Raw genomic sequence first — 12,587 nt, 5'->3', positions numbered from 1 at the left:
ATGTCGCCAGCCGCGACCAACACGATCAGTGTTGCTGCGGCGGTGGCACCTGATCGCCGGCCTTGTGCGGCCTGGCCTGCGTGTCGGCCGTTTTTACCGGCGCCTGCGTCGCGCCCGGCGCGGCGTTCGAGCGCTCGGCCGCGTTGCCGGCATTGGCCATCGCGTCCTGCACCGGCGAGCCGGCGGCCGAAAGATTCGCGTCCGATCCGTTCTCCCGGATAGCGTCCGCCTCGTTGCGCATCACGTCGGCCGCAGCCGGATCGGCTTGGGTGGCGGCATTATCGAGAGCATCGGCCTGCGCATTACCCTTGTTGCAGGCGGCGAGCGACAGGCAGGCGAGGAAGACGGGGAGGACGACGCGACGCATGACGATCTCCGGATGGTTCGTCTGGCGCAACGTCGCCCGCGCCGAAAAGGCTCCAAGACGACGAAGCCCTCCGCACGCGTCTCGCGCGGAGGGCTCCATGCCGCCGGTCGGCGCGATCAGCTTTCCAGGTAGCTGCCCGCGTCGGCGTCGGTGCCATGGCCCGAGGGCGTCACCTCGGCGAGCGGATCGGGGCCGGCGCCGGTCTCGTCGCGGTGCGACCGCGCGAGCTCGGCCTCATGCTCCTCCACCGCCGAGTTGGGGGCGACGAGCGCCGCCTCCATCGCGCGCTGCTGCACGCGGAGCGCCGCGTCGCGCGACGTCGCCGCCACGCGCAGCCGGCTCATGCCCGCGCCGGTGCCCGCCGGGATGAGGCGGCCGACGATGACATTCTCCTTGAGGCCATTGAGGTTGTCGATCTTGCCCTGCACCGAAGCTTCGGTGAGCACCCGGGTGGTCTCCTGGAACGAGGCCGCCGAGATGAACGACCGCGTCTGGAGCGACGCCTTGGTGATGCCGAGCAGGATCGGCTTACCCTCCGCCGGCAGCTTGCCGTCGGCGACCATCTTCTTGTTGACGGCCTCCATGTCCTCCTTCTCGACCTGCTCGCCGGGCAGGAACACGGTGTCGCCCGCGGCGGTGATCTCGACCTTGAGCAGCATCTGGCGGACGATCGTCTCGATGTGCTTGTCGTTGATCTTCACGCCCTGCAGACGATAGACTTCCTGGATCTCCGAAACCAGATACTCTGCGAGCGGCTCTACGCCCAAGACCTCAAGGATGTCGTGCGGGTCGGGCGAGCCGCCGATCAGATTGTCGCCGCGCTTGACGTGGTCGCCTTCCTGAACGTCGATCACCTTGGACTTCTGGACAAGATACTCGACCGGCTCCGAACCATCGTCAGGCCGGATGATGATCTTGCGCTTGGCCTTGTAGTCTTTGCCGAATTCGACGCGCCCCGAGATCTTCGCGATGATCGCGTTCTCCTTGGGCTTACGCGCCTCGAACAGCTCGGCGACGCGCGGCAGACCGCCGGTGATGTCGCGCGTCTTGGCGGCCTCGCGGCTGACGCGAGCCAGCACCTCGCCCGCCTGCACCTGCTGCCCGTCCTCTACCGACAACATCGCGCCCGGCGCCAGCATGTAGCGAGCGGCCTCGCCCGAACCCTCGTCGAGGAGCGTGAGGCGGGGGCGGAGATCCTCCTTGCGAGAAGTGGTGCGGTACTCGATCACCACCTTCTGCGCGATGCCGGTGGCCTCGTCGGTCTGCTCGGAGAGCGTCTGGTTCTCGATGAGATCCTGATACTTCACCGTGCCGGCCTTCTCGGTGATGACCGGCATCATGAACGGATCCCACTCCGCCAGCCGATCGCCCTTCGACGCGATGTGCCCGTCCTGGTGGAGCAGGTGCGCGCCGTAGGGAATGCGGTGCGTCGCGCGCTCGCGGCCATCCATGTCGATGATCGCGATCTCGCCCGAGCGCGACATCGAAACGCGACGCCCGCGCGGATCGACGATCGTCGGCAGCTCGCGATACTCGACACGGCCGTCGCTGACCGCCTCCAAGTTCGAGGTCTCGTTGAGCTGCGCGGCGCCGCCGATGTGGAAGGTACGCATGGTGAGCTGCGTGCCCGGCTCGCCGATCGACTGCGCCGCGATGACGCCGACGGCCTCGCCGATGTTCACCGGCGTGCCGCGCGCGAGATCGCGCCCATAGCAGGTGGCGCACACGCCGCCGATGCTCTCGCACACCAGCGGCGAGCGGATCTGCACCGCCTGCGTGCCGATCTCCTCGATCCGCGCCACCGTCGGCTCGTCGAGCAGCGTGTGGACGGGGACGACGATCTCGTTGGTCTTGGGATCGACGATGTCCTCCGCCGTGGTGCGGCCGAGGATGCGCTCGCCCAAGGACGCTATGGTGGCGCCGCCCTGGATGATCGCCTTCATCTCCAGTGACCGTTCGGTCTTGCAGTCGACGTCGACGATCACGCAATCCTGCGACACGTCGACGAGACGCCGGGTGAGGTAGCCCGAGTTCGCCGTCTTCAACGCCGTATCCGCGAGGCCCTTGCGCGCGCCGTGGGTAGAGTTGAAATATTCGAGGACGGTCAGCCCCTCCTTGAAGTTCGAGATGATCGGCGTCTCGATGATCTCGCCCGAGGGCTTGGCCATCAGCCCGCGCATGCCGGCAAGCTGCTTGATCTGCGCCGCCGAACCACGCGCGCCCGAGTGCGCCATCATGTAGATGGCGTTCATCGGCTTCTCGCGGCCTTCATTGGGTCCATCGGTCTCGTGCTTGACCGCCTGGATCTCCTTCATCATCTCGGCCGCCACGCGATCGCCGCAGCGCGACCAGGCGTCGATCACCTTGTTGTATTTCTCCTGCTGGGTGATCAGGCCATCCTGATACTGCTGCTCGTAATCCTTCACGAGCGTGCGCGTCTCCTCGACCAGCGGATCCTTCGCTTCCGGGATGACCATGTCGTCCTTGCCGAACGAGATGCCCGCCTGGAACGCGTGCTTGAAGCCGAGCGCCATGATCGCGTCGGCGAACAGCACAGTCTCCTTCTGTCCGGTGTGGCGATACACCTCGTCGATGACGTCGCCGATGTCCTTCTTGGTGAGGACGCGGTTGACGATCTCGAAGGGCACCTTGTGGCTCTTGGGCAGCGTCTCGCCAATCAGCATGCGGCCCGCCGTCGTCTCGACGCGCTTCATGTACTGCTGGCCGTTCTCGTCGGTCTGCGGCACGCGCGTGCGGATCTTGGTGTGCAGCGTCACCGCCTTGGCGAACAGCGCCTGGTGCACCTCCGTCATGTCGCCGATCATCATGCCCTCGCCGGGCTCGCCCTCCTTGGAGAGCGACAGGTAGTAGAGGCCCAGCACCATGTCCTGCGAGGGCACGATGATCGGCTTGCCGTTGGCGGGCGAGAGGATGTTGTTGGTCGACATCATCAGCACGCGCGCTTCGAGCTGCGCTTCGAGCGACAGCGGGACGTGCACGGCCATCTGGTCGCCGTCGAAGTCGGCGTTGAACGCCGAGCAGACCAGCGGGTGAAGCTGGATCGCCTTGCCCTCGATCAGCACCGGCTCGAACGCCTGGATGCCGAGGCGGTGGAGCGTCGGCGCGCGGTTGAGCATCACCGGGTGTTCGCGGATAACCTCGTCAAGGATGTCCCAGACTTCCTTGCGCTCCTTCTCCACCCACTTCTTGGCCTGCTTCAAGGTCATCGAGAGACCCTTGGCGTCGAGGCGCGCGTAGATGAACGGCTTGAACAGCTCCAACGCCATCTTCTTGGGCAGGCCGCACTGGTGCAGCTTCAGCTCCGGACCCGTGACGATCACCGAACGGCCCGAATAGTCGACGCGCTTGCCGAGCAGGTTCTGGCGGAAGCGGCCCTGCTTGCCCTTGAGCATGTCGGAGAGCGACTTCAGCGGCCGCTTGTTGGCGCCCGTGATCGTGCGGCCGCGGCGGCCATTGTCGAACAGCGCGTCCACCGCCTCCTGCAACATGCGCTTCTCGTTGCGGACGATGATGTCCGGCGCGCGCAGCTCCATCAGGCGCTTCAACCGGTTGTTGCGGTTGATGACGCGGCGGTAGAGGTCGTTCAGGTCCGAGGTCGCGAAGCGGCCGCCGTCCAGCGGCACCAGCGGGCGCAGCTCTGGCGGGATCACCGGCACGACGTCCAAGATCATCCACTCGGGGCGGTTGCCCGAGTCGATGAAGCTCTCTACAACCTTGAGGCGCTTGATGATCTTCTTGGGCTTCAGCTCCGACTTGGTCTCGGCGAGCTCCTTGAGCAGATCCTCGCGCTCGCCTTCCAGGTCGAGGTCCATCAGCATGTGCTTGACGGCCTCGGCGCCGATCCCGGCGGAGAAGGCGTCCTCGCCATACTCGTCCTGCGCGGAGAGCAGCTCGTCCTCGGTGAGGAGCTGATACTTTTCGAGCGGGGTCAGCCCCGGCTCGGTGACGACATAGGCCTCGAAGTAGAGGATGCGCTCAAGCTGTTTGAGCTGCATGTCGAGCAGCAGGCCGATGCGAGACGGCAGCGACTTCAGGAACCAGATGTGCGCGACGGGCGCGGCCAGCTCGATGTGGCCCATCCGCTCGCGGCGGACCTTCGAGACGGTGACCTCGACGCCGCACTTCTCGCAGACGATGCCCTTGTACTTCATGCGCTTGTACTTGCCGCACAGGCACTCGTAATCCTTGATCGGACCGAAGATGCGCGCGCAGAACAAGCCGTCACGCTCGGGCTTGAACGTGCGATAGTTGATCGTCTCGGGCTTCTTGATCTCGCCGAATGACCAGGAACGGATCTTGTCGGGCGACGCGATGCCGATCTTGATCTGGTCGAACGTCTCCGGCTTGGCGACCGGATTGGCGAAGTTGGTCATCTCGTTCATGTCGTCACTCCGTGCGACCCTCTCCCTTGAGGAAGAGGGCAGGGTGAGGGTGTGTTCGGTGGAGGGGAAGCGCCGCGCCGCTGGCGTCGCTTCCCCTCACCCAACCCTCTCCCCGTCGGGGAGAGGGCTCCGTCTCGCTTATTCGGCCGCGATCGCCACGCCGTCCTCGTCGAGCTCCTCGTTGAGCAGCTCCACGTTGAGACCGAGCGAGCGCATCTCCTTGACGAGCACGTTGAAGCTCTCGGGGATGCCGGCCTCGAAGGTGTCGTCGCCCTTGACGATCGCCTCGTAGACCTTGGTGCGGCCGACGACGTCGTCGGATTTCACCGTCAGCATCTCCTGCAGCGTGTAGGCGGCGCCGTAGGCCTGGAGCGCCCACACCTCCATCTCGCCGAACCGCTGGCCGCCGAACTGCGCCTTGCCGCCCAGCGGCTGCTGGGTGACGAGGCTGTACGGCCCGATCGAGCGCGCGTGGATCTTGTCGTCTACGAGGTGGTGGAGCTTGAGCATGTAGATATAGCCCACCGTCACCTTGCGGTCGAACGGATCGCCCGTCCGCCCGTCGAACAGCTCGACCTGACCCGACGTGTCGAGCCCCGCCTGCGCCAGCATCGCCGACACGTCCGCCTCGCGCGCGCCGTCGAACACCGGCGTCGCCATCGGCACGCCGCCCTTCAGCACGGTCGCCATCTCGACGATCTGCTCGTCAGAGCGCGAGTCGATCTCGGCATGATACTGCTCGCCGTAGATCGCCTTGAGGCGATCGATGACCGCGGTCGGCGGCGACGATGCCTCCGCATCCGGGTTGGCCTCGCGCCACGCCTCCAGCGCCTCGGTTACCTGCCGGCCCAGACCGCGCGCGGCCCAGCCCAAATGGGTTTCGAAGATCTGGCCGACGTTCATGCGGCTGGGCACGCCCAGCGGGTTGAGCACGATGTCCACCGGCGTCCCGTCATCGAGGAACGGCATGTCCTCGTTGGGCAGGATGCGGCTGATGACACCCTTGTTGCCGTGGCGGCCGGCCATCTTGTCACCGGGCTGGAGCTTGCGTTTCACCGCGACGAACACCTTGACCATCTTGAGCACGCCCGGCGGCAGCTCGTCGCCGCGCTGGAGCTTCTCGACGCGGTCCTCGTAGCGCTTCTGGAGGATGCCGACGGCCTCGTCATACTGCGCCTTCACCGCTTCGAGATCGGCCTGCTTGGCATCGTCGGCGACGGCGAACTTCCACCACTCGCGCTTCTCGGTCTCCAGCAGCAGCTCGCCCGTGATCTCCGAGCCCTTGCGGATGCCCTTGGGCGCGGCCGAGACGGTCTGCCCCTCCAGCATCGGGCGCAACCGCGCGTAGGTAGCGCGGTTGAGGATCGCGCGCTCGTCCTCGCGGTCCTTGGCGAGGCGATCGATCTCCTCGCGCTCGATCGCCAACGCGCGCTCGTCCTTGTCGACGCCGTGGCGGTTGAACACGCGCACGTCGACGATCGTGCCCGACACGCCCGGCGGCAGGCGCAGCGACGTATCGCGCACGTCCGACGCCTTTTCGCCGAAGATGGCGCGGAGCAGCTTCTCCTCCGGCGTCATGGGCGACTCGCCCTTGGGCGTGATCTTGCCCGCCAGGATGTCGCCCGGCTCCACCTCGGCACCGATATAGACGATCCCCGCCTCGTCGAGGTTGCGCAGCGCCTCCTCGCCGACATTGGGGATGTCGCGCGTGATGTCCTCCGGCCCGAGCTTGGTGTCGCGGGCCATCACCTCGAACTCCTCGATGTGGATCGAGGTGAAGACGTCGTCCTTCACGATCCGCTCGGAGATCAGGATCGAGTCCTCGTAGTTGTAGCCGTTCCACGGCATGAACGCGACGAGGACGTTACGGCCGAGCGCCAGCTCGCCGAACTCGGTGGACGGGCCGTCGGCGATGATGTCGCCCTTGGTGACGGTCTCGCCCACTTTCACCAGCGGGCGCTGGTTGATGCAGGTCGACTGGTTGGAGCGCTGGAACTTCATCAGCGTGTAGATGTCGACGCCCGACTTGCCGGGATCGACCTCCTCGGTGGCGCGGATCACGATGCGCGCGGCGTCGACCTGATCGACGATGCCGGTGCGCTTCGCGCCGATCGCCGCGCCTGAGTCGCGCGCTACCGTCTCCTCCATGCCGGTGCCGACGAACGGCGCCTCGGCACGGACGAGCGGCACCGCCTGACGCTGCATGTTGGAGCCCATCAGCGCGCGGTTGGCGTCGTCATTCTCCAGGAAGGGGATGAGCGAGGCCGCGACCGAGACGAGCTGCTTGGGGCTCACGTCCATCAGCGTGATCGTATCGCGCGGTGCCATCAGGAACTCGCCCGCTTGGCGCGACGAGACGATATCCTCGACGAAACCATGCTCCCCGTCGAGTTCGGCGTTCGCCTGCGCGATCGTGTGCTTGGCCTCCTCCATGGCGGAGAGGTACGTCACCTCTTGGCTGACCTTGCCGTCGATCACGCGGCGATACGGCGTTTCGATGAAGCCGTACTTGTTGACGCGGCTGAACGAGGCGAGCGAGTTGATGAGGCCGATGTTCGGCCCCTCCGGCGTCTCGATCGGGCAGATGCGGCCATAATGGGTCGGATGGACGTCGCGCACCTCGAAGCCCGCACGTTCGCGGGTGAGGCCGCCCGGCCCGAGCGCCGAGACGCGACGCTTGTGCGTCACCTCGGACAGCGGGTTGGTCTGGTCCATGAACTGCGAGAGCTGCGAGGAGCCGAAGAACTCGCGCACCGCCGCCACCGCGGGCTTGGCGTTGATGAGGTCGTTGGGCATCACGGTGGACACGTCCACCGACGACATGCGCTCCTTCACCGCGCGCTCCATGCGGAGCAGCCCGACGCGATACTGGTTCTCCAGCAGCTCGCCCACCGAACGCACGCGGCGGTTGCCCAGATTGTCGATGTCGTCGATTTCGCCCTTGCCGTCCTTGAGGCCGACGAGCGTCTTGATGACGGCGAGCAGATCCTCGGTGCGCAGCGTCGTCACCGTATCCTCGGCGTCGAGCTCCAGGCGCATGTTGAGCTTCACGCGTCCGACCGCGGAGAGATCGTAGCGCTCGGGATCGAAGAATAGCCCACCGAACAGCGCCTCCGCCGTCTCCTTCGTCGGCGGCTCGCCGGGGCGCATCACGCGGTAGATCTCGGACAGCGCGTGATCGCGCTCCTCGACCTTGTCGGCCTTAAGCGTGTTGCGGATCCAAGGGCCGGTGGCGATGTGGTCAATGTCGAGCAGATCGAGCTTCTCGATCCCCGCCGCGTCGAGCTTGGCGAGGTTCTCGGCAGTGACCTCGTCGCCCGCCTCGATGTAGATCTCGCCGGTCGCGTCGTTGACCAGATCGTAGGCGGAATAGCGGCCGAAGATTTCCTCGGTCGGGATCAGCAGTGTCGCCAAGCCGTCCTTGCCCGCCTTGTTGGCGGCGCGGGGGCTGATCTTGGTGCCGGCCGGGAACACGACCTCGCCGGTGTCGCCGTTGACCACGTCGAACATCGGCTTCTGGCCGCGCCAGTTCTCCGCCTGGAAGGGCACCTTCCAGCCATTCTCGCCGCGCACGTAGGTGGCGATGTTGTAGAAGTGGCCGAGGATGTCCTCCGCGCCGAGGCCCAGCGCGTAGAGCAGGGTCGTCACCGGCAGCTTGCGCTTGCGGTCGATGCGGACGTTGACGATGTCCTTGGCGTCGAACTCGAAGTCCAGCCAAGATCCGCGATAGGGGATCACGCGCGCCGCGAACAGGAACTTGCCCGATGCGTGCGTCTTGCCGCGATCGTGATCGAACAGCACGCCCGGCGAACGGTGCATCTGACTGACGATCACCCGCTCGGTGCCGTTGACGAAGAACGTGCCGTTCCCCGTCATCAGCGGCATGTCGCCCATGTAGACGTCCTGCTCCTTGATATCGAGCACGGAGCGGGTTTCCGTATCGGGATCCACCTCGAACACGATCAGGCGCAGCGTGACGCGCATCGGGGCGGCGTAGGTGATGCCGCGCTGGCGGCACTCCTCGACGTCGTACTTGGGATCTTCCAGCTCGTAGTTGACGAAGTCGAGCTCGGCGGTGCCGGCGAAATCGCGGATCGGGAAGACCGAGCGCAGCGTCTTCTCCAGCCCCGAGACATAGCCGATCGAGGCGTCGGACCGCAGGAACTGCTCATAGCTCTCGCGCTGCACCTCGATCAGGTTCGGCATCTGCACGACTTCGTGGATGTTGCCGAACATCTTGCGGATGCGCTTGCTGGCGCCCGCGACGGTCTCGGGTGGCAGGGGCTGGGTGGCCATGGGAGCTTGGTCCTCGCTGTTCGTCTCGTCGCCCGCCTCGCAGCGAACATGCAGCCGGTGTCGGCAAACCACCACGGTTTAGCCGACGCAAAAAGGTGCGGCCCCGGCTGTGGGACCGCACTGCTGCACTCTGAACCCGTACATGCCCCCTATTCGTCGCGATCCGATGCGCAGGTCGGATCGTGTCCCGGAGGCGGGCCGGGCGGCCGCACGCACGCTAACCTCGCGTTCGGACAGCCAGTGATGTGGAATAGCCTCCATATAGCGGCCGCGACGCGGAAGGGAAGGGGGAACACGAGCTCGATCAGGGCATTGGTCCGGAGGTTTCAACGGAGATCATCATGCCCGCTACCGATCCCGCCCGGTTCGATCCGTCCATGGAGAAGCTGGCGCCGGACGAGGCCGAGACGCAGCGCGAGCTCAACGAGACGTTCCGCTCGATCCTGGAGACGACCTCCAAGCGTTACGGCCATGCGGTGCGCAGCGTTCACGCCAAGGCGCACGGCATCATCCGTGCGACGCTGACCGTGGGGGAGGGCTTGCCGGAGGCTTACGCGCAGGGGCTGTTCGCGCGGCCGGGCGAGTACGAGGCGATCCTGCGCATCTCGACCAATCCGGGAGACATCCTCGATGACGCGGTGAGCGCGCCGCGCGGGCTGGCGGTCAAGGTGCTCGGCGTCGAAGGCGAGCGGCTGCCGGGCGCCGCCGAAGGCGCGTCGACGCAGGACTTCGTGATGGCGAACGCGCCAGCCTTCGCCGCTGCCGATCCCAAGGCGTTCCTGAAGAACCTGAAGCAGCTCGCCGCCACCACCGACAGGGGCGAGGGCATGAAGAAGGCCTTCTCCTCCGTCCTCCAGACTGTGGAAGACGCGCTGGAGACGGTCGGCGGCAAGAGCGCGCTGCTGACGCAGCTCGGCGGCGCGCCCAACACGCACCCGCTGGGCGAGACCTACTACAGCCAGACGCCGTTCCTCTACGGGCCGTATGTCGCGAAGTTCTCGGTCGCACCTGTGTCCCGGGGGCTGACGGAGCTCACGGGCTCCAAGGTCAACACCAAAGATCGTCCCGACGCGCTACGCCACGACGTGTCCGAGACGATGATCGAGCAGAGTGCCGTCTGGGAGTTCCGCGTCCAACTCCTCACCGATCCCGCCGCGATGCCGGTGGAAGATGCCTCGGTGCAATGGAACGAGAAGACCAGTCCCTACGTGACGGTCGCGACCATCGTGGCGGAGCCGCAGGCGAGCTGGACGCCCGGCCAGAGCGAGACGACGGAGGACAGGCTTTCCTTCGCACCGTGGCACGGCCTCGCCGCGCACCGCCCGCTCGGCGGGATCAACCGCGCGCGTCGACCGACCTACGAGATGTCGGCTGGCTTCCGGGCCGAGTTCAACCGCTGCCCGGTCCACGAGCCGGCCCGGCTGGAAGAGCTGACCGCCTGAACGAGCAAGGGGCGGCCCGTCGCCGGACCGCCCCTCCCATACCGCTCGTCGCGGGAGAGCTTATTTGAGTTCGACGGTCGCGCCGGCGGCTTCGAGCTGCGCCTTGACCTTGGCGGCTTCATCCTTGGACACGCCTTCCTTCACGGCCTTGGGAGCGCCCTCGACCAGCGACTTCGCCTCGGTGAGGCCGAGGCCGGTGATCGCGCGGACCTCCTTGATGACGTTGATCTTCTTGCCACCGTCGCCGGTGAGGATCACGTCGAACTCGGTCTGCTCCTCGGCGGCGGGAGCGGCGGCACCACCACCAGCGGCGGGAGCGGCCGCGACGGCGGCGGCGGCGCTGACGCCCCACTTCTCCTCGAGCAGCTTCGAAAGCTCGGCCGCCTCGAGGACGGTGAGGGCGGACAGGTCGTCGACGATCTTCTGCAGGTCAGCCATGTGATATCTCCGTGCCGGGGCATCCGCCCCATCATGTCTTCAGGAAGGGTAAGCTCAGGCCGCCTCGGCCTCGTCCTTCTTCGCGTATGCGCCGAACACGCGCGCGAGCTGGCCCGCCGGGGCCTGGACGATCTGCACCACCTTGGTCGCCGGCGCCTGCACGAGGCCCAGGATCTTGGCGCGCAGCTCGTCGAGCGACGGGAGCTCGGCCAGCGCTTTCACGCCCGCGACGTCGAGGACGGTGTTGCCCATGGCCCCACCGACGATCTCGATCTTGTCGTTGGTGCGGGCATATTCGACCACCGCCTTGGCGGCGGCGACGGGGTCCTTCGAGGTCGAGAGCGCGGTCGGCCCGGTCAGCAACGCGCCGATCGAGCTGTAGGCCGTGCCCTCGGCCGCGATGCGGGCGAGGCGGTTCTTGGCGACCTTGTAGCTGGCGCCGGCCTCGCGCATCTTCACGCGCAGCGCCGTCGATTGCGCGACGCTGAGCCCGAGGTTGCGGGTGACGACCACCACGCCCGACTCGGAGAAGGTGCGGTTCAGCTCGGCGACAGCCGCGGACTTCTGTTCGCGATCCAATGCCAATCTCCACATACGTGCCGGCTCGCATGACGCGGGCCGACGGGTGAGCCGCGGCGCGGGCAGATGCCCGCGTTGCGGTTCGTCCAACAGGGGAGGGGCCGATCGGTCGCAACGCGTCCGGGGACGATCACGGCAGATTAAGGGCACGCCGCGCACGGCCCGCCCGCAAACTCTTCCCCGCCTACGCAGCATGATTAAGCCCCGGAGGGCGGCTGCGGTCTCGGACGGTCGCGCCGGCTAGTGCCGATGCAAGATGTGCAGTATCGTGGCCCTACAGGAAGTCAAGGTGTTCGCGCCTAACGCTGGTATTGCAAATCTAGCCCCTTGAACCGGAGGCGACCCGTGCCGCGCCCACTGCCAAGCATTCGGAACTCCACCTGCTCGGATCGCGCAGGCGTCAGCTCAAAATCGAGTCTAACCGCGCCCCGCCGTAGCATGTCGGCGCCGGCGGCGCCTGAGAGCGTAGTCGCGGCGATGGGCCTCAGTTCGCTCAGTATGTCGAAAGTCACTTCGGCAGCGAGTGATGTTTGGCTGAAGTCACTTGGTTCGAAATGGAAGACGGCCGTGTAACGCGCCGGCTGCAGCGCGGTATATGGACCCCAAAACAATCCGCCGGGCCCGTTCGCGAGATCGACGTCGATGGTCCAGAGATCAGGTCGCGCGCAGTCGCTGTCAAATTCGGAGGCTCCGTACGGCCGTACCGTGCCATCGTCTAGATTCCAGTAGGGCTGCACGATCTTCTGGACGACCAACTCTATCTCGAACTGTCCAAAGGACGGCGTCCCGGGCGGATCTTGATAGTTGAAGCCGGCATCGTTCTCGGCGAGATGGCGGATGCGATAGGAGTTAACCGGATAGCTCTCCGCAATTTCGGTTAGCAGACTTTGCGGCGTGTAAAAACGCTTGTGATCGGGGTTGCCGCGCGAGGGTGGCGCGATGCGCTTCTCGAACAAATCGCGATGCGGCACGACGATGACGATGTAGCCGCCCATCCGCAGGACGCGGTACCAGTCGCGCAGCACGGTCCTATAGTCAGGAATGTGTTCAAAACAGTGGCTG

General features: G+C 66.1%; 6 protein-coding genes and 1 pseudogene. 1 reads left to right on the top strand and 6 read right to left on the bottom strand.

Annotated elements, in window-relative coordinates; translation table 11 throughout:
- Positions 1-25 precede the first annotated feature (25 nt).
- The 3 genes from ACOFKX_RS00035 to rpoB form a co-directional block, all read right to left on the bottom strand.
- Positions 26-367, bottom strand: coding sequence for a hypothetical protein (locus ACOFKX_RS00035; protein WP_419825053.1), 342 nt, complete (start codon positions 365-367; stop codon positions 26-28).
- 116 nt (positions 368-483) lie between these two features.
- Entirely contained in the window at positions 484-4,770 is a 4,287-nt protein-coding gene (rpoC, locus tag ACOFKX_RS00030) for a DNA-directed RNA polymerase subunit beta' (RefSeq protein WP_419825052.1), read from the bottom strand.
- Positions 4,771-4,908: 138 nt separating this feature from the next.
- The gene (rpoB, locus tag ACOFKX_RS00025; protein WP_419825051.1) at positions 4,909-9,066 is read right to left on the bottom strand and encodes a DNA-directed RNA polymerase subunit beta; all 4,158 of its coding nucleotides are present in this window, start codon (positions 9,064-9,066) and stop codon (positions 4,909-4,911) included.
- Between the two features lie 341 nt (positions 9,067-9,407).
- Here rpoB and ACOFKX_RS00020 point away from each other — a divergent pair, with 341 nt between their 5' ends.
- A complete protein-coding gene (locus ACOFKX_RS00020; RefSeq protein WP_419825050.1) occupies positions 9,408-10,508 on the top strand; it encodes a catalase family protein in 1,101 nt (366 codons plus the stop codon).
- Positions 10,509-10,568: 60 nt separating this feature from the next.
- On the opposite strand, the gene rplL is transcribed toward ACOFKX_RS00020, so the two are convergent.
- From rplL to ACOFKX_RS00005, 3 genes and pseudogenes are all read right to left on the bottom strand, one after another.
- Positions 10,569-10,946: a 50S ribosomal protein L7/L12 gene (gene rplL / locus ACOFKX_RS00015; RefSeq protein ID WP_419825049.1), complete on the bottom strand. Its 378-nt coding sequence runs from the start codon at positions 10,944-10,946 to the stop codon at positions 10,569-10,571.
- Between the two features lie 54 nt (positions 10,947-11,000).
- The gene (gene rplJ, locus ACOFKX_RS00010; protein WP_419825261.1) at positions 11,001-11,525 is read right to left on the bottom strand and encodes a 50S ribosomal protein L10; all 525 of its coding nucleotides are present in this window, start codon (positions 11,523-11,525) and stop codon (positions 11,001-11,003) included.
- Between the two features lie 299 nt (positions 11,526-11,824).
- Positions 11,825-12,587 (bottom strand): annotated as a pseudogene (locus ACOFKX_RS00005) (hypothetical protein); the annotation flags it as partial.

Origin of the sequence: Sphingomonas sp. (assembly GCF_965200105.1) — a bacterium.
Classification (GTDB): Bacteria; Pseudomonadota; Alphaproteobacteria; order Sphingomonadales; family Sphingomonadaceae; genus Solisphingomonas.
This window is presented reverse-complemented; position numbering and strand designations above follow the sequence as displayed.

Coding starts and splice junctions, on each gene's coding strand:
- ACOFKX_RS00035 (WP_419825053.1), bottom strand. CDS start 367: ATGCGTCGCGTCGTCCTCCCCGTCTTCCTCGCCTGCCTGTCGCTCGCC.
- rpoC (WP_419825052.1), bottom strand. CDS start 4,770: ATGAACGAGATGACCAACTTCGCCAATCCGGTCGCCAAGCCGGAGACG.
- rpoB (WP_419825051.1), bottom strand. CDS start 9,066: ATGGCCACCCAGCCCCTGCCACCCGAGACCGTCGCGGGCGCCAGCAAG.
- ACOFKX_RS00020 (WP_419825050.1), top strand. CDS start 9,408: ATGCCCGCTACCGATCCCGCCCGGTTCGATCCGTCCATGGAGAAGCTG.
- rplL (WP_419825049.1), bottom strand. CDS start 10,946: ATGGCTGACCTGCAGAAGATCGTCGACGACCTGTCCGCCCTCACCGTC.